The organism is Variovorax sp. KBW07, from assembly GCF_003852515.1.
Taxonomy (GTDB): domain Bacteria; phylum Pseudomonadota; class Gammaproteobacteria; order Burkholderiales; family Burkholderiaceae_C; genus Variovorax.
The window spans coordinates 1-16,252 of record NZ_QAJK01000008.1 but is presented as its reverse complement, the minus strand read 5'-3'; the positions used below and the strand labels follow the sequence as shown (position 1 = coordinate 16,252).

Annotated in this window: 15 protein-coding genes; 7 read left to right on the top strand and 8 right to left on the bottom strand. The window is 67.5% G+C overall.

Annotated elements, in window-relative coordinates:
* Positions 1-161: 161 nt before the first annotated feature.
* Complete coding sequence (gene tet, locus DBV14_RS01655) at positions 162-1,403, top strand: Tet(A)/Tet(B)/Tet(C) family tetracycline efflux MFS transporter (RefSeq protein ID WP_124457458.1); 1,242 nt, start codon at positions 162-164, stop codon at positions 1,401-1,403.
* 6 nt (positions 1,404-1,409) lie between these two features.
* On the opposite strand, the gene DBV14_RS01650 is transcribed toward tet, so the two are convergent.
* From DBV14_RS01650 to DBV14_RS01620, 7 genes are all read right to left on the bottom strand, one after another.
* Positions 1,410-2,474, bottom strand: coding sequence for an ABC transporter substrate-binding protein (locus DBV14_RS01650; RefSeq protein WP_124457457.1), 1,065 nt, complete (start codon positions 2,472-2,474; stop codon positions 1,410-1,412).
* A gap of 10 nt (positions 2,475-2,484) precedes the next feature.
* Complete coding sequence (locus tag DBV14_RS01645) at positions 2,485-3,660, bottom strand: FAD-binding oxidoreductase (protein ID WP_124457456.1); 1,176 nt, start codon at positions 3,658-3,660, stop codon at positions 2,485-2,487.
* Entirely contained in the window at positions 3,657-5,063 is a 1,407-nt protein-coding gene (locus DBV14_RS01640) for an NAD(P)/FAD-dependent oxidoreductase (RefSeq protein ID WP_124457455.1), read from the bottom strand. Before DBV14_RS01640 ends, DBV14_RS01645 begins: the two co-directional genes overlap by 4 nt.
* The gene (locus DBV14_RS01635; RefSeq protein WP_124457454.1) at positions 5,060-5,380 is read right to left on the bottom strand and encodes a (2Fe-2S)-binding protein; all 321 of its coding nucleotides are present in this window, start codon (positions 5,378-5,380) and stop codon (positions 5,060-5,062) included. Before DBV14_RS01635 ends, DBV14_RS01640 begins: the two co-directional genes overlap by 4 nt.
* A complete protein-coding gene (locus DBV14_RS01630) occupies positions 5,377-6,171 on the bottom strand; it encodes an ABC transporter permease (RefSeq protein ID WP_124457453.1) in 795 nt (264 codons plus the stop codon). Before DBV14_RS01630 ends, DBV14_RS01635 begins: the two co-directional genes overlap by 4 nt.
* An 87-nt stretch (positions 6,172-6,258) precedes the next feature.
* The gene (locus DBV14_RS01625) at positions 6,259-7,125 is read right to left on the bottom strand and encodes an ABC transporter permease (protein ID WP_124457452.1); all 867 of its coding nucleotides are present in this window, start codon (positions 7,123-7,125) and stop codon (positions 6,259-6,261) included.
* The gene (locus DBV14_RS01620; protein WP_124457451.1) at positions 7,122-8,192 is read right to left on the bottom strand and encodes an ABC transporter ATP-binding protein; all 1,071 of its coding nucleotides are present in this window, start codon (positions 8,190-8,192) and stop codon (positions 7,122-7,124) included. Before DBV14_RS01620 ends, DBV14_RS01625 begins: the two co-directional genes overlap by 4 nt.
* A gap of 205 nt (positions 8,193-8,397) precedes the next feature.
* Between DBV14_RS01620 and DBV14_RS01615 the strand changes: the two genes are divergently transcribed.
* Positions 8,398-9,255, top strand: coding sequence for an IclR family transcriptional regulator (locus DBV14_RS01615; RefSeq protein ID WP_124457450.1), 858 nt, complete (start codon positions 8,398-8,400; stop codon positions 9,253-9,255).
* A 24-nt stretch (positions 9,256-9,279) separates the two neighbouring features.
* Here DBV14_RS01615 and DBV14_RS01610 read toward each other — a convergent pair whose 3' ends face one another.
* Positions 9,280-9,903, bottom strand: coding sequence for a hypothetical protein (locus tag DBV14_RS01610; protein ID WP_124457449.1), 624 nt, complete (start codon positions 9,901-9,903; stop codon positions 9,280-9,282).
* Positions 9,904-10,035: 132 nt separating this feature from the next.
* On the opposite strand from DBV14_RS01610, the gene DBV14_RS01605 reads away from it, so the two are divergent.
* The 5 genes from DBV14_RS01605 to DBV14_RS01585 all read left to right on the top strand — a co-directional run bounded on the left by DBV14_RS01605 (position 10,036) and on the right by DBV14_RS01585 (position 16,202).
* Entirely contained in the window at positions 10,036-10,455 is a 420-nt protein-coding gene (locus DBV14_RS01605; RefSeq protein WP_124457448.1) for an MAPEG family protein, read from the top strand.
* 128 nt (positions 10,456-10,583) lie between these two features.
* Positions 10,584-12,125 carry an aldehyde dehydrogenase family protein gene (locus tag DBV14_RS01600; protein WP_124457447.1) on the top strand — a complete coding sequence of 514 codons (1,542 nt, stop codon included), beginning with the start codon at positions 10,584-10,586 and terminating at the stop codon, positions 12,123-12,125.
* Between the two features lie 93 nt (positions 12,126-12,218).
* A complete protein-coding gene (locus DBV14_RS01595; protein WP_124457446.1) occupies positions 12,219-13,124 on the top strand; it encodes an amino acid ABC transporter substrate-binding protein in 906 nt (301 codons plus the stop codon).
* 26 nt (positions 13,125-13,150) lie between these two features.
* Positions 13,151-14,353, top strand: a complete 1,203-nt coding sequence (locus DBV14_RS01590) for a pyridoxal phosphate-dependent aminotransferase (protein ID WP_124457503.1) — start codon at positions 13,151-13,153, stop codon at positions 14,351-14,353.
* A gap of 178 nt (positions 14,354-14,531) precedes the next feature.
* Complete coding sequence (locus tag DBV14_RS01585; RefSeq protein WP_124457445.1) at positions 14,532-16,202, top strand: thiamine pyrophosphate-binding protein; 1,671 nt, start codon at positions 14,532-14,534, stop codon at positions 16,200-16,202.
* Positions 16,203-16,252 lie beyond the last annotated feature (50 nt).

Here is a 16,252-nt window from a genome sequence, read left to right as displayed (position 1 = left end):
CAGCCGGGTGCTGAGCTTGTCCATCCCGACCTCGTCGAGCAGCGCGAGCGCCGCTTCGAGGATCACTTCGTTGTCCAGTTTCATGCCGATGTCCGTGCCCGTGTCCGGGCGAATGAGGGGTACTTCACAGCCTGGAATTTATCGCTGATAATTACTTATCAATGATAAATTCCAACATTTCTTCCACCTCCGCCGTAGCGGGCGGACGCCACGCGCATGCGGTGATCCTCGCGATCGTCACGCTCGACGCCATAGGCATCAGCCTGGTCATGCCGATCGTGCCGGGCCTGCTGCGCGAGGTCGGCCACACGGGTGAGCTGGGCTGGCGCTTCGGTGCCTTCCTGTCGCTCTACGCGCTCATGCAGTTCCTTTGCGCGCCCGTGCTCGGTGCGCTGAGCGACCGCTTCGGCCGCCGGCCGGTGCTGCTGGTGTCGGTGGCTGGCGCGGCCATCGACGCGCTCTTCATGGCCTTCGCACCCTCGCTGTGGATGCTGTTCGTGGGCCGCGCGATCGCCGGCATGACGGGCGCGAACATGGCGGTGGCTTCAGCGGCCATTGCCGATCTCACGCCCGACGACCAGCGCGCTCGCTGGTTCGGCCGCGTGGGCGCCTGCTTCGGCCTGGGCTTTATCGCCGGGCCGGCCATCGGTGGCGTGCTCGGCGACCATGGCGTGCGGTTGCCGTTCGTGGCGGCCGCGGTGCTCAATGGCGTGACCTTCCTCGTGGGCCTGCTGGTGCTGCGCGAATCGCGCCCGCCGGCGCTTGCGCAAAAGCCCTTCGACCGCGGCGTGCTGCATCCGCTCGCGCCGCTGCGCTGGGCCGCGGGCTTTCCCGCGCTGCTGCCGATCCTCGGTGTGTTCCTGGTGCTCGTGATGGTGGGCGAGGTCGCCGGCACGACATGGGTGTTGTACGGCGAAGACCGCTACGCCTGGAACGGCGCCACGGTCGGCCTCTCGCTCGCGGGCTTCGGCCTGATCCACGCGGTGGTGCAGGGCTTCGTGGCGGGCCCGGTGGTCGAGCGCTGGGGCGAGCGCGCGGCGATTGCCATCGGCACTCTCTCCGACTGCACGGCCTACGCGCTGATCGCCTTCGCCACGCAGGGCTGGATGGCGCTCGCGCTGTTGCCGCTGCTGTGCATGGGCGGTGTCGGCCAGCCCGCGCTGCAGGCGATGCTTTCGCGGCGCGTGGGCGAGGCCGACCAGGGGCGGCTGCAGGGCGTGCTCGCGAGCATCTCCAGCCTGGCCTCGGTGGTCGGGCCGCTGGTGATCAGCTCGCTCTACTTCGCGTTTCGCGTGCGCTTCCCGGGCATCGTGTGGCTGTCGGGTGCCGTGCTTTACCTGGTGTGCCTGCCGATGCTGCTGCGCAAGACCGGCGCGCAGGGCACGCAGGGCACGCAGGGCTGAATCGGATCACTTCTCGATGGTCTTGTTCCAGCGCGAATTCCAGGCCGGGCGGTTCGCGTTGATGCTTTCCCAGTCGATGGTGATGGCGGTCTTCATCCACTTGTTGATGTTCGCCACCTGCGTCGCGCTTTCACCCGCCACCGGGGCCTTGGGGTTGGTCGGGATCTGCGCGCCGTACTGCAGCACGTTGGCCTGAGCGACCGGGCTGAGCAGGAACTCGGCGAGCTTTTGCGACAGCTCGGGCTCGCTGTTGTTGGCAATCACGCACTGGGCCGTGACCAGCACCACCGCGCCTTCCTTGGGTGGCGCGTATTCGACCGGGATGCCTTTTTCCTTGAGCGCGCCCACGATCGTCGGCGTCAGTGGAAAGATCGCCGCTTCACCGGTCTGGATCATCTCCGACAGCTTGGCCGAGCTCGGGATGTACTCCAGCACATTCGGGCCGACGGTGGTGGGCCAGGCCTTGAAGCCCGGCTCCACGTTCTTGTCGTTGCCGCCCTGGATGCGGTTGAACATCAGGAAGCCGTGCAGTCCGAAGGACGAAGACGACATCGACTGGAACACCACCTTGCCCTTGAACTTGGGGTCGGCCAGGTCCATCCACGAGGTGGGCGCGGCCCAGCCCTTTTCCTTGAACATCTTCGCGTTGTAGGCCAGGCCCGTCATGCCCAGGCTCACGCCGCTGGCCATGTCGTCCTTGAAGCGCGCGGCAGGATAGATCTCGCCGAGCGACTGGCTGGGTTTCTGCTTCTGGCACAGGCCCATGCCGATGGCGCGCACCATGATGCCGTCGTCAAGGAACATCACGTGCATCTGCGGCTTGTCCTTGTTGGCCTGCGCCTTCGCGAGGATGTCGGACGAGGTGCCGGGCACCACCACCACCTTGGCGCCGTAAGCTTTCTCGAAGGCCGGGAACACGTACTGCGTGTACGCCTTCTCCATGGTGCCGCCGTTCATGCCGATGTAGAGCGTCGGGATCGTCTGCGCGAGCGTGGCCCCGCTGCATGCGAGCGTGGCGGCGGCTGCGATCAGGGGGCGGCGTGCGAAGAAGGAGCGGGTGAGGCGATGCATGGTTTTCCTTTCAATGGGGAAGGGCGTCGGAAGCGGTCGTGGATGCAGGTTGGGGTTCAGGTTCGGGAACGGGGTCGAAGCGCTCGATGGCAAAGGCATCGATGGGCGTGCTGCTGCGCCCGTCGCGCGCCAGCTCGGCAAGCACTTCGCCGGCGGCCGGGCCGATCTGGAAGCCCGCGCCCGCGAAGCCGAAGCCATGGAACAGTCCCGGCGTGGTGCGGCTGGGGCCGAGCACCGGTTCGCGGTCGGGCAAGTAACCCTCGGTGCCGCTCCAGGTGCGGATGAAATGCGCGTGGCGCAGCGTGGGCAGCAGCTCGATGGCCTGCACCGCGAGCGTGGCGATGGCGTCGCGGTCGACGCGCGCGCGGTCGGCATCGAGCGCAATGCCCGCGCCCCCGCCCAGCACGAGGTTGCCGCGCGCCACCTGCCGGCAGTAGATGCCGCCGCCTTCCACGCCGAGGCTCCAGTCCATGAAATGCGGCACCGGCTCTGTCACCGCCATCACCGGATGGCCCGAGCGCAGCGGCAGCGTTTCGCCGAACTGTTTGGCGATGGCACCGGCCCAGGCGCCCGCGCAGTTGAGCAGCACGGGCGCATGCACTTCGAGCGCATTGCCGGAACGCACCATGAAGAGCGCGCCGTCGTGCGCGACCTCGTCGACCTTGTGGCGCTCGAAGACCTGCGCGCCCGCCCGCTGCGCCGCAAGCGCGAAGGCCGGCGACACGAGGCGCGGGTTGGCCTGCCCGTCTTCCACGCACAGCGAGCCGCCCACGGCGCGCGTGCCGAGCCAGGGGCACTGCGTGCGCAGGCGCGCGGCGGAGATCAGCTCCAGGCCCAGGTCGAAGTCGCTGCTCATGGCGCGGTAGCGCTCCAGCGAAGCCATGTCCGATTCGCTGCGCGCGATCTTGAAATGGCCTGAGCGGATGTATTCGCCATCGGTGCCGAGCAGCTCGGGCAGCCGGCCCCAGATGCGATGCGCGCGCTGCGCCAGCGGCAACTGGCTCATCGGGCGGCCTTGCCGCCGCACGCCGCCGTAGTTCACGCCGCTGGAGCGCGAACCGCAAAGATCGCGCTCCAGCAGCGCCACACCGAGGCCCATCTGTCGCAGCGCCAGCGCGGCGGACGCGCCGACGATGCCGCCGCCAATGATGGCGACGTCGGTGCGCAAGGTGCGGATCGTCGTCATGCGTCGACCTCCGTGCAGGGCACGAGCCGGATCGGAATCGGCTTGATCGGTGCCTGTCCGCGCAAGCGGCCCACTTGCTGCACCGGTTGGCCGGTGGCATGCGCAAGGATCTCCGCTGCCGCGACGCCGCACATGCGGCCCTGGCAGCGTCCCATGCCCACGCGCGACAGTGCTTTGAGCCGGTTCATCTCGTCCGCGCCATTGACGGTGACGGTCTGGCGCAGCGTGCCGGCCGTGACGTTCTCGCAGCGGCACACGACCAGATCGTCGGGTGCGTGCGCGGCCCAGTCCTGCGGCAGCGGAAAGGCACGCTCCAGGCCGCGGCGGAACGTGGCCAGTCTGTCGAGCTTGTGTTCGAGCGACGTGGCGCGCGCGGCGTCGATGGTCATGCCGTTGTCGGAAAGCAGCGCCAGCGCGGCGCGCTCGCCTGCCCATTCGGCCGCGTCCGCGCCCATGATGCCGGCGCCATCGCCCGCGAGGTACACGCCTTCGACGCTCGCGCGTCCCGCCGTATCGCGTACCGGCAGATGGGCGCGGTGCATCGGCGCGTAGTCGAAGCGGCAGCCGAGCAGGTCGGCCAGCTGTGTCTCGGAGCGCAGTGCGTAGCCGAGGCCGATGGCGTCGCAGGCCAGCGTGCGTTCTTTGCGGCCGTCGTGCCATGCCACGCCCGTGACGCGTCTTTGCTGTTCGTCGCCGATCACGCGCAGTGGACGCACGCCGCTGTGCAAGGTGACGCCGTGCGCGCGCAGCCAGCCCACGTAGTACACGCCCTTGGCGAACACGGCGGGCTGCGTCAGCATCGCGGGCGTTGCGGCGAGCTGGTCGGCAAGGCGTGCGGTGTCGAGCACCGCCGCCACCGCCACGCCGGCTTTCGCGTACTGGTACGCCACCAGATACAGCAACGGCCCCGTGCCCATGAACACCACGCGCTGCCCGATGGCACAGCCCTGGAACTTGAGCGCTACCTGCGCGCCACCGAGCGTGTAGACGCCGGGCAGCGTCCAGCCCGGCACAGGCAGCACGCGGTCGGTGGCACCCGTCGCCACGATGAGGTGGCTGTAAGGCACGCGGCGGGTGCTGCGCGTCGGGTTGTGCAGCACGTCGAGCTGCTGCCCTTGCGCGTTCCACACAAGCCTGTCGGGGCGGTGGTCGATGCGGTCCTGCAGCGCATCGAAGGCTTCGTGCAGCGCGTCGGCACGCTTCGACTCGAAGCCGTAGAGCGTTTGCGCGCTGCGCTGCGTCAGGTTCGTGGGGGGGCGCCGGTAGATCTGTCCGCCAGCGCGCGGGGCTTCGTCGATCACTACGGGCCGCAGGCCGTGCGCCACCAGTGTTTGCGCGGCCCGCACACCGGCCGGTCCGGCGCCGACGATCACGGGCCGCGGTTGGCTTGCCTTCGTCGTCATGCGCCGTTCTTCCCCGTGACCAGTGCCATGCCCGGTGCGATGAAGGTCGAGCAGGCGCGCAGCCGCTCGCCCTCGTCGGTCGAGATCCAGCAGTCCTGGCAGGCGCCCATCATGCAGAAGCCGGCGCGCGGCAGTCCGCTGAATTCGTTGCGGCGCAGTTGATCGGATTGCGTGAGCACGGCGGTCAGCACCGTGTCGCCGGCCAGCGCGCGCGCGGGTGCACCGTCGAGCGTGAAGCTCACTGCCTCACGGCCGCTCTGTTCGGCCACCCGGTGCAACAGCGCGCGTGCGCCCGTTGTCGATGTGTTCGTGCTCATCTGCGTCCCACCAGCACGCGGTCCAGCCCGTAGACGCGGTCGAGAACGATCATCGCGACGGCGGTCACCGCCACCATCAGCGCCGACACCGCCGCCATCAGTGGATCGATCGACTCGGTGGCGTACATGTACATGCGCACCGGCAGCGTCACCGTGCTCGGCGCGGTAACGAAGATCGACATCGTCACTTCGTCGAAGCTGTTGATGAAGGCCAGCATCCAGCCGCCCGTCACGCCCGGGAGGATCATCGGCAGCGTGATGCGCCGGAACACCGTGGCCTGGCTCGCGCCCAGCGACAGCGCGGCCTGCTCGGCGCTGCGGTCGAAGCCCACCAGCGCGGCCACCACCAGCCGCAGCGTGTAGGGCGTGACGATGAGCGCATGCGCCATCACCAGCCAGCCGAAGCTGCCGGTACCGCCGACCAGCGCGAACAGGCGCAGCAGCGCCACGCCCAGCACCAGGTGCGGCACGATCAGTGGCGACAGGAACAGGCCGTTGAGAAAGTCGCGCCCCGGAAATTCATGGCGCGTGATCGCCATGCCGGCCGGCACCGCGAGCAGCGTCGCGATGGTGGCCGAGCTGAGCGCGAGCCACAGGCTGTTCCAGAACGACTGCATGAAGTCGGAGTGCGCGAACACCGCCTTGAACCAGCGCAGCGAGAAGTGCGTGGTCGGAAGGGTCAGCGTGTTCTCTGGCGTGAACGCGACGATGCACACCACCACCAGTGGTGCCAGCATGAAGACGATGACGAGCGCATTGAAGGTGAGCGCGATGGGGCCGTTCTTGTTCATGGGGCCTCCTGCCGGGCCGCCCCAAGGGAGGCCTGCGCCACCTTGGGGGGCAGCGAATACACGTAGTGATTGAGCGTGGGGGTCATGTCAGCCCAGCGCTTTCTTGTAGCGGCCTTCTACGAGGCGGTTGTAGCTGAGCATCACCACGAGGTTGGCCACCAGCAAGATGAGGGCAACAGCGGCGCCGAGCGGCCAGTTCAGTTCGCTCAGGTATTCGTCGTAGACGATGGTTGCGACCATCTTCAGCCGGCGCCCACCCAGCAGGCCCGGAATGGCGAACGAACTCGCCGCCAGGCCGAACACGATCAGGCTGCCCGACAGAATGCCCGGCATCACCTGCGGCAGCACGATGCGCCGCAGCGTGGTGAGGGGCGTGGCATTGAGTGAGAGCGCTGCGTTCTCGACACCCGCATCGAGCTTCTGCAGCGATGTCCACACCGGGATCACCATGAAGGGCAGCATCACGTGCACCAGCGCGATGACCACGGCAGTGTTGGTGTAGAGGATCTTCACCGGCCCGATGCCGAGCAGGCCCAGCAGCCCGTTCACCGCACCCTCGGGCCCGAGCAGCATGCTCCAGCCGAAGGCGCGCACCACCACCGACACCAGCAGCGGTGCCAGCACCACCAGCAGCAGCACCGAGCGCCACGGGTTGCGCATGCGGCTGAGCACATAGGCCTCGGGCGCGCCGACGACCACGCAGATCAGCGTGACCAGGGCCGAGACCCAGAAGGTGCGCCAGAAAATGCCGAGGTAGTAAGAGTCCGAGAACACCAGCGCGTAGTGCGCGAGCGTGAACTCGCCGGCCTTCGGCCCGGTGGCCGGGTCGTACACGTTGAACGACAGCACCGCCGTGAGCGCGAGCGGCACCAGCAGCAGCGCCGTGAACAGCAGCAGCGCCGGTCCCGACAGCCACCAGGGCGTGGCCTTGTTGCTTTGCGTGCTGGTGCTCATGCCGCGATGGCCTCGTCTGCGGGCAGCAGCCGCATGCAGTGGGCGGGCCAGTCGATGCCGGTGCGGGCGCCTTCGTCGAGCGCGTTGCGGCCGTCGTTGGGGCTCAGCACCGTGAGGTCGCCGACCGGCGTGGCGATGCGGTAGAGCCACTGGCTGCCGAGAAAGAAGCGCTCCTGCACCTCGCCGTCGAGGCGGCCCCGGCCCGGCGGCACGAGCTGCAGCTTCTCGGGTCGCACGCTCAGCAGCGCCGAGGCGTCGACGCAAAAACCCGTGTCGTCCACGTCGAGCGAGAGCGCGCCGACCTCGACGCAGGTGCGCGTGGCGCCGCTATTCGACACGCGACAGGCAAGCAGGTTGGCCTTGCCCACGAAGGTCGAGATGAAGCGCGTGCTCGGATGCTCGTACACCCGCTGCGGATGGTCGATCTGCGTGGCGCAGCCACCTTCCATCACGACCACGCGGTCGCTGATGGACATGGCTTCGCTCTGGTCGTGCGTGACCATCACCGTGGTGGTGCCGACCTTGCGCTGGATCTGGCGCAACTCGAACTGCATTTCCTCGCGCAGCTTGGCGTCGAGGTTGGACAGCGGCTCGTCGAGCAGCAGCACCGGCGGCTCGATGACCAGTGCGCGCGCCAGCGCCACGCGCTGCCGCTGGCCGCCCGAGAGCTCGCGCGGGTAGCGCGTGGCGTGCGCCTCCAGGTGCACCAGCGCCAGCGCCTGCTTCACGCGGTCGGTGCGCTCGGCCCTGGGCATCTTGCGCATCTCCAGGCCGAAGCTCACGTTGTCGGCCACCGCCATGTGCGGGAACAGCGCATAGGTCTGGAACACGATGCCCAGCCCGCGCGTGTTGGCCTTGGCGTGCGTGATGTCCTTGCCCGCGAGCTCGATGCGCCCGCTGCTCACGGCCTCGAAGCCCGCGATCATCTGCAGCGTCGTGGTCTTGCCGCAGCCCGAAGGGCCGAGCAACGAGACGAACTCGCCCTTTTCCACCGTGAGGTTCATGGCCGACACCGCGCGGGTGGCCCCATAGAACTTGGTCACGTCGGTGAGCCGGAGGAATGACATGGAAGAGCCTTTCTGCGCTGCGAATGGATGGCTTGCGACACCTTGGTGCATGCCATGGACGACTTGCTGCTTTCAATTCACTCTATTGCAACGATCACGCCAGATTGCCTCGGGTATTCCATTAATCAGAATCTTTATCTAATTTATTCCATTCAATGAAATATGATGGCCAAACGCAATGCAAGAAATTCCACAGGAGGAAGGTATGGAAACCCCAACGGCAGCCAGCGGCGGCGTGCCCCGCGTCTTCTCGGTGATCCGCGCGCTCGGCGCGGTGCAGGCCGAGGGCGGGCGCGTGACCCAGATCGCACGGTCCGTGGGCCTCACGCAGGCCACCACGCACCGTTTGCTGCAATCGCTCATGGCCGAAGGCATGGTCGAGCAGGACGAACGCAGCAAGCTCTACCGGCTCAGCATCGACTTCTTTGCGCTCGCGGCCAGCGCGGGCAACCCCGGCGACCTGCGCTCGATCTGCCGGCCGGTGCTGCTGCGGCTGTGCGCGAGCTTGGGCGACAGCATCTTTCTATTGGCGCGCAGCGGTTTTGACGCGGTGTGCCTGGACCGCAGCGAAGGGCCGTTTCCGATCCGCTCGTTCACCGGCGACATCGGCGGGCGCATCGCGCTGGGCGTGGGGCAGGGCGCGCTGGCGATCTTGGCCTTTTTGCCCGAAGCCGAGCGCGAGGAGGTGATCCGCTTCAACCTGTCGAGGGTGCGCGAGTACGGTGTGTACGACGAGGTGTACCTGCGCACCGAGATCGAGCGCGTGCGGCAGCAGGGCTACGCGGGGCGCAACACCGGGCTGCTCGAAGGCATGGCCGGCGTGGCGGTGCCGATCCTCGACCGTGAAGGGCGCGCGGTGGCCGCACTGAGCGTGGGCACCATCGCCGACCGGCTCAACCCCGACCGCATGCCCACGGTGGTTGAACTGTTGAAGAGGGAGGCGGCGGCCATCGGGCCGAAGATCAACCCCTTCGATGCGACGCTGAGGAGGCCGGCACAGAGCCTGGCGAGTTCGCCGGCGGGGCAGCGCATCACGCTGCCCGAGGCGCCCGGACCGGGTTGAGCGGGGAACGCCGAGCGGTCCGCTTCAATCGCTCGCGGACACGTATTCCATCTCGAGCTTCAGGTTCGGCAATCTGGAGCGCAGATCGTCCAGGGCACGGCGCAATGCGCCCTCGCCGGGTCGGTTGTCCGGAAGCATCGACGGATCGAGAACGAAATGCAGCCGCGTTTCGTCGGCTTCCCGGGTGACCGAAACCGGGGCCTCTTCCCGCAACTCGCCTTGCTCGAAGCGAAGCCGCAATTGCTTTCCTCCGTCCCTGATCTCCGCCGTGAGTTCGCTGCAGACGGCGTTCAATACCGCGAGCCCGATTCGGCAGAACTCCGAACCGACTTCCAGGTGACGCTTGCGCGAATGGCAAGCGGCATGGATCGTGAGGAATATCCGCGCCACCGTCCAGTGGGGATGCTGCTCATCAGGTTCGAGAGGCATGCCGCTGTCGTAGCGCACGTCGATTTCCGCACCGTCGATCTTCAGGAAGATCTGTGTGCACCGACCGTCGATCGCGTCATCGATTGCGTGGCAGAGGGCCTGCATGGCGAGCGTCGCAACGACGTCGGGATCATTGGCATCGAAGTACATGCCGGTGCGGCGGCGTACCACCTCGGCGTCCGTAAGGATCACGATTTCCTGTTCGAATTCCGAGTGCATTCCCGATAGTGCCTGATTTGGCAGCGGCGAATCCACGCCCCCGCCCTTTCAATTTCGACTCGGCCTTCAGGCGCCGGGCAGGCCAGTCCGGCTCTTCCGCTTGACATGACAATGCGCGCGAGGAGCCCACCCATGAACAACCCTTCGATCCTCTACCCCGTGTTCGCGCTGGCGGCATGGACCGGCCTCGTCCTGCTGCTGATCCCCTTCGTCCGCATCCGCGCGGTGCGGCGCCACGAGGTCCGGGGCTCGGATTTCCGACTGGGCGAATCGGCGGCTGTGCCCGATGCCGTGCGCATTCCGAACCGCAACTTCATGAACCTGCTGGAGGTGCCGGTCCTGTTCTATGTGGTGTGTCTACTGATCTACGTGACGGTGCTGTCGTCGCCCGGAGCGATCTGGCTGGCATGGACATACGTGGGCTTGCGCGTGGTGCACAGCGTGGTGCACCTGACCTACAACCACGTGATCCACCGGCTGGTGCTGTTCGCCGTGAGCAATGGCGTGCTGACGGTGCTGTGGGTGCTGGCGGCGACCCGGTTGGTGCATTGACCGCACGAAAACCCTGCGAGTTCATTCCTGAAACGCATCAGGTCCTTCCATATTTTCACTAGGCAAGTGCGCGGGATTCGCAGATATTGGCCGGGTCCTTCTTTCTCCTCCTCCCCGGAGCGCGCCCCATGTCCGAAGCCAACACCTCCCCCTCCGTCGCCACCGAAGTCGAACAGCTGCTGCAGCGCCTGGGCGTGCCCCGCGAGGCGCACACCGGCGGCGATCTGGCGGTGCGCTCCCCGGTCACCGGCGAGGTGATCGCGCAGGTGCGGCAGACCACGCCGGTCGAGGCCACCGGCGCCATCGGCCGCGCGCACGAGGCCTTCAAGGCCTGGCGCAATGTGCCGGCGCCGCGCCGCGGCGAGCTGGTGCGCCTGCTGGGCGAAGAGCTGCGCGCCGCCAAGCGCGACCTGGGCCGCCTGGTCACGCTGGAGGCCGGCAAGATCCCGTCCGAAGGCGCGGGCGAAGTGCAGGAAATGATCGACATCTGCGACTTCGCGGTCGGCCTCTCGCGCCAGCTCTACGGCCTGACGTTGGCCACCGAGCGCGCCGAGCACCGCATGATGGAAACCTGGCATCCGCTGGGCGTGTGCGGCGTGATCTCGGCCTTCAACTTTCCCGTGGCCGTGTGGTCGTGGAATGCGGCGCTGGCGCTGGTGTGCGGCGACTCGGTGGTGTGGAAGCCATCCGAGAAAACGCCGCTGACCGCGCTGGCCGTGCACGCCATCGCGCAGCGCGCCATCGAGCGCTTCGGCGGCGATGCGCCCGAAGGCCTGCTTGGCCTGCTGCTGGGCCAGCGCGACATCGGCGAGGTGCTGGTCGATGACCACCGCGTGTCGATTCTCTCGGCCACCGGTTCGACGGCGATGGGACGTCAGGTCGCACCCAAGCTGGCCGCACGCTTTGCCCGCGCGATTCTTGAACTGGGTGGCAACAACGCCGCCATCGTCACGCCCTCGGCCGACCTCGACCTCACGCTGCGCGGCATCGCCTTCTCCGCCATGGGCACGGCCGGCCAGCGCTGCACCACGCTGCGCCGCCTGTTCGTGCACGACAGCGTGTACGACGCGCTGGTGCCCAAGCTCGCGAAGGTCTACGGCAACGTGCAGGTGGGCGATCCGCGCGAGGCCGGCACGCTGGTTGGCCCGCTGATCGATCGCGCCGCCTTCGACGGCATGCAGAAGGCGCTGAATGAAAGCCGCGAGATTGGCGCGACGGTGCATGGCGGCCAGCGCGTCGATGGCATCGGCACGCAGGACGCGTACTACGTGCGCCCGGCGCTGGTCGAGCTGAAGGCGCACGCCGGCCCGGTGCTGCGCGAAACCTTCGCGCCCATCCTGTACGTGGTGCGCTACAGCTCGCTCGACGACGCCATCGAATGGCACAACGCGGTGGGCGCGGGCCTGTCGTCGTCGATCTTCACGCTCAACGTGCGCGAGGCCGAGCGCTTCATGTCGAGCGCCGGTTCCGACTGCGGCATCGCCAACGTCAACATCGGCCCGAGCGGCGCCGAGATCGGTGGTGCCTTCGGTGGCGAGAAAGAAACCGGCGGCGGCCGCGAAGCCGGCTCCGACAGCTGGAAGGCGTACATGCGCCGCGCGACCAACACCATCAACTATTCGACGGCATTGCCCCTTGCTCAAGGCGTGACCTTCGATATCCGCGACTGATCGACCCCGCCCTGCCTGTTCTTGCCCCGCGGCGAATTGCTGCGGCGGAAGGCGGTCGCGCGTTCCCCAAAAAAACTACCAGGAGACAGAGAAATGAAGATGCAATTGAAGACCCTCACCGCGGCCACGCTGCTCGCGCTCGCATTCGGCACTGCCAACGCGCAGCAAACGCCGACCGCCGGCACGCTCGACAAGATCAAGAGCAGCGGCAAGGTCGTGCTCGGCGTGCGCGAAGCCTCGCCGCCCATGGCCTACATGCTGGGCGCGGGCGAGAAGTACGTGGGCTACCACGTCGAGCTGTGCGAGCGCGTGCTGAAGGACATCGTGCCCTCGGCCAAGCTCGAATACATGGCCGTGACCGCGCAGAACACCATCCCGCTGGTGCAGAACGGCACGCTCGACATCGGCTGCGGCCCCACCACCAACAACACCGCGCGCCAGCAGCAGGTGGCCTTTGCACTCACCACCTACGTGAGCGAAGTGCGCATGGCGACCAAGGTCGATTCGGGCATCACATCGCTCGACCAGCTGGCGGGCCGCAACGTGTCGGCATCGACCGGCACCACCGCCGTGCAACTGCTGCGCAAGCGCGAGCGCGCGCAGAACGTCTCGTACAACACGATGCTCGGCAAGGACCACCTCGAGAGCTTCCTGCTGATGGAGTCGGGCCGCGCCGATGCCTTCGTGCTCGACGACAACCTGCTCGCCGGCATCATCGCGAATTCGAAGAGCCCGGCCTCGTACCGCATCGTGGGCGAGGCGTTGGGCTCCGAGCCCATCGCGCTGCTGTTCCGCAAGGACGACCCGGCCTTCAAGAGCGCGGTGGACGATTCGCTGCGCAAGCTCATGAAGAGCGGCGAGCTCGAGAAGATCTACACCAAGTGGTTCGTCGCGGCCATTCCGCCGAAGAACACCAGCCTGAACCTGCCGATGAGCCCGGCGCTCAAGCAGCTGATGCTCGAACCCAACGACAAGCCGCTGGAGACCTACGCGAAGTGACGCAAGACACCGCCGCCGCCGTCGTCATGTTCTCGCCAGCGCAGCGCGTGCGCGCCATTGGCGTGTCGGAGATCCTGCGCATCACCGACCGGGCGAATGCGCTCAAGCGCGCGGGCCGGCCGGTCATCGTGCTGGGCGCGGGCGAGCCCGATTTCGACACGCCGCTGAACATCCGCGAAGCGGCGGTGCGCGCCATCGGGCAAGGCGACACGCGCTACACGGTGCTCGACGGCAGCCCGGCCATGAAGGCGGCGGTGCAGCTCAAGTTCAGGCGCGACAACGCGCTCGATTTCGGGCTCGACGAAATCAGCGTGAGCGCGGGCGCCAAGCAGGTGATCTTCAACGCGTTGATGGCGAGCCTGAACCCCGGCGACGAGGTGATCCTGCCCGCGCCGTACTGGACTTCGTACGCCGACATCGTGCAGATCTGCGGCGGCGTGCCCGTGCCGGTGGCGTGTGGCGAGGAGAACGGATTCCGCTTGACTGCAGCGCAGCTCGAAGCGGCGATCACGCCGCGCACGCGCTGGCTGTTTTTGAACTCGCCGTCGAACCCGAGCGGTGCGGCCTACAGCGCGGCGCAACTGCAGCCGCTGTGCGAGGTGCTGCTGCGGCACCCGCAGGTGTGGGTGCTGGCGGACGACATCTACGAACACATTCTTTACGACGGGCTGGCCTTTGCGACACCCGTGGCCGTGGAGCCGCGGCTGCGTGAACGCACGCTGACGGTGAACGGCGTGTCGAAGGCCTACGCCATGACCGGCTGGCGCGTGGGCTACGGCGCGGGGCCGCGCGCGCTGATCGCGGCGATGGCGGTGGTGCAGAGCCAGTCGACCTCGTGCCCGTCGTCGATCAGCCAGGCCGCGGCCATCGAGGCGCTGACCGGGTCGCAGGACATCGTGGCCGAACGGTGCGCCGATTTCCAGGCGCGGCGCGACTTCGTGGTGGCGGCGCTGAACCGCATACCCGGCCTGCATTGCCGCGTGCCCGAAGGCGCGTTCTATACCTTTGCGAGCTGCGCCGGCGTGCTCGGCAAACGCACCCGCGATGGCGCACTGCTGCAGACCGACAGCGACTTCTGCCGCTACCTGCTGCAAGAGGTCGAGGTGGCGGTGGTGCCGGGGAGCGTGTTCGGACTGGCGCCGTATTTCCGCATTTCGTACGCGACTTCGATGGCGCAGCTGGAAGAGGCGTGTTCGCGCATTGCGGCTGCGTGCGAAGCGCTCACGTGACTTCAGACTTGAATTTGAATTTCTCCCTCCCCTTCCGGGGGAGGGCAGGGGTGGGGGCAAGCGGCGTATCAATCGCTGTCGGTGCATCCAGCGCCGCTTGCCCCCATCCCAGCCTTCCCCCGGGAGGGGAAGGAGCAATACCCGCACCCCATACCTTCATCGTTCCCTTGGAAAGCTTATGACTTCACCCCGCACCGGCGGCCAGATCCTGGTCGACCAGCTCATCACCCATGGCGTGCAACAGCTCTTCTGCGTGCCCGGCGAAAGTTTCCTGGCCGTGCTCGACGCGCTGCACGACGCGGCCATCGACGTGACCGTGTGCCGCCAGGAAGGCGGCGCCACCATGATGGCCGAGGCGCAGGGCAAGCTCACGGGCAAGCCCGGCATCTGCTTCGTCACGCGCGGACCGGGCGCCACCAACGCGGCGGCCGGCGTGCACATCGCGCACCAGGACTCGACGCCGCTGCTGTTGTTCGTGGGCCAGGTGGCGCGCGACGCGCTGGGCCGCGAAGCCTTCCAGGAGCTGGACTACGGCGCGGTCTTCGGCACCATGGCCAAGTGGGTCGTGCAGATCGACGACCCCGCGCGCCTGCCCGAGCTGGTGTCGCGTGCCTTCCATGTCGCGACCTCCGGCCGTCCCGGCCCGGTGGTGATCGCGTTGCCGGAAGACATGCTGACCGAGGCCGCGACGGTGGCCGATGCGCTGCCCTATGCGGTGACCGAAACCCACCCCGGCGCGGCGCAGATCGCACAGCTGCAGCAACGGCTATCGCAAGCGCAGCGCCCGGTCGTCATCCTCGGCGGCAGCCGCTGGTCGGAAGAAGCCACGCAGCAGTTCGCGACTTTCGCCGAGGCGTATTCGCTGCCCGTGTACTGCTCGTTCCGCCGCCAGATGCTGCTGTCGGCCGAGCACCCCTGCTATGCGGGTGACCTAGGCTTGGGCGCGAACCCGCGCATGCTCGAACGCATCCGCAATTCAGACCTGGTGCTGCTGGTCGGTGGGCGCCTGTCGGAAGTGCCATCGCAGGGCTACGAACTGCTGGCGATTCCACAACCGAAGCAGGCGCTGGTTCATGTGCACGCCGATGCCGACGAGATCGGCAAGCTCTACCGCCCCGCGCTGGGTATCCACGCCACGCCGCGGGCATTCGCAGAAGCGGTGGCCTCGCTGCGCCCGGCGTCGCCTCCCACGTGGCAAGCCGAGACGAAGACGGCACGCGAAGACTTCCTGCGCTGGAGCGACCCGGCCCCCATTCGCATTCCCGGCCCGCTGCAGATGGGCGAGGTCATGCAGCACCTGCGCGAGGTGCTGCCGGCGGACACGATCTTCTGCAACGGCGCGGGCAACTTCGCGACGTGGGTGCACCGCTTCTGGCCGTTCCGCGCGTTCGCCAGCCAGTTGGCGCCCACCAGCGGCTCGATGGGCTACGGCCTGCCGGCCGGCGTCGGCGCCAAGCGGCTGTGGCCGCAGCGCGAAGTGGTGGTGTTCGCGGGCGATGGCGATTTCATGATGCACGGCCAGGAGTTCGCGACGGCGGTGCAGTACGGCTTGCCGATCATCGTGGTGCTGCTCGACAACGCGATGTACGGCACGATTCGCATGCACCAGGAAAAGCATTACCCGGGCCGTATCAGCGCGACGCAGTTGAAGAACCCGGACTTCCGTGGCTATGCGGATGTGTTCGGCGGGCACGGTGAGCGCGTGACCACGACCGAAGAGTTCGGCCCTGCGCTGGCGCGTGCCCGTGCGAGCGGCAAGCCGGCGATCCTGCATTGCCTGTTGGACCCTGAAGCTATTACTCCCGGGAGCACGTTGCAGTCGATTCGGAAGGCTGCGTTGGCTGGTTGAGTGTTTTTGGCGCTGTTGTTCTTCGGGGCGACGCCCACGCCGACGGTGTG

What these genes read in the sequence shown, in the direction of transcription:
- tet (WP_124457458.1), top strand. Translation starts at nt 162, where the DNA reads ATGATAAATTCCAACATTTCTTCCACCTCCGCCGTAGCGGGCGGACGC.
- DBV14_RS01650 (WP_124457457.1), bottom strand. Translation starts at nt 2,474, where the DNA reads ATGCATCGCCTCACCCGCTCCTTCTTCGCACGCCGCCCCCTGATCGCA.
- DBV14_RS01645 (WP_124457456.1), bottom strand. Translation starts at nt 3,660, where the DNA reads ATGACGACGATCCGCACCTTGCGCACCGACGTCGCCATCATTGGCGGC.
- DBV14_RS01640 (WP_124457455.1), bottom strand. Translation starts at nt 5,063, where the DNA reads ATGACGACGAAGGCAAGCCAACCGCGGCCCGTGATCGTCGGCGCCGGA.
- DBV14_RS01635 (WP_124457454.1), bottom strand. Translation starts at nt 5,380, where the DNA reads ATGAGCACGAACACATCGACAACGGGCGCACGCGCGCTGTTGCACCGG.
- DBV14_RS01630 (WP_124457453.1), bottom strand. Translation starts at nt 6,171, where the DNA reads ATGAACAAGAACGGCCCCATCGCGCTCACCTTCAATGCGCTCGTCATC.
- DBV14_RS01625 (WP_124457452.1), bottom strand. Translation starts at nt 7,125, where the DNA reads ATGAGCACCAGCACGCAAAGCAACAAGGCCACGCCCTGGTGGCTGTCG.
- DBV14_RS01620 (WP_124457451.1), bottom strand. Translation starts at nt 8,192, where the DNA reads ATGTCATTCCTCCGGCTCACCGACGTGACCAAGTTCTATGGGGCCACC.
- DBV14_RS01615 (WP_124457450.1), top strand. Translation starts at nt 8,398, where the DNA reads ATGGAAACCCCAACGGCAGCCAGCGGCGGCGTGCCCCGCGTCTTCTCG.
- DBV14_RS01610 (WP_124457449.1), bottom strand. Translation starts at nt 9,903, where the DNA reads ATGCACTCGGAATTCGAACAGGAAATCGTGATCCTTACGGACGCCGAG.
- DBV14_RS01605 (WP_124457448.1), top strand. Translation starts at nt 10,036, where the DNA reads ATGAACAACCCTTCGATCCTCTACCCCGTGTTCGCGCTGGCGGCATGG.
- DBV14_RS01600 (WP_124457447.1), top strand. Translation starts at nt 10,584, where the DNA reads ATGTCCGAAGCCAACACCTCCCCCTCCGTCGCCACCGAAGTCGAACAG.
- DBV14_RS01595 (WP_124457446.1), top strand. Translation starts at nt 12,219, where the DNA reads ATGAAGATGCAATTGAAGACCCTCACCGCGGCCACGCTGCTCGCGCTC.
- DBV14_RS01590 (WP_124457503.1), top strand. Translation starts at nt 13,151, where the DNA reads ATGTTCTCGCCAGCGCAGCGCGTGCGCGCCATTGGCGTGTCGGAGATC.
- DBV14_RS01585 (WP_124457445.1), top strand. Translation starts at nt 14,532, where the DNA reads ATGACTTCACCCCGCACCGGCGGCCAGATCCTGGTCGACCAGCTCATC.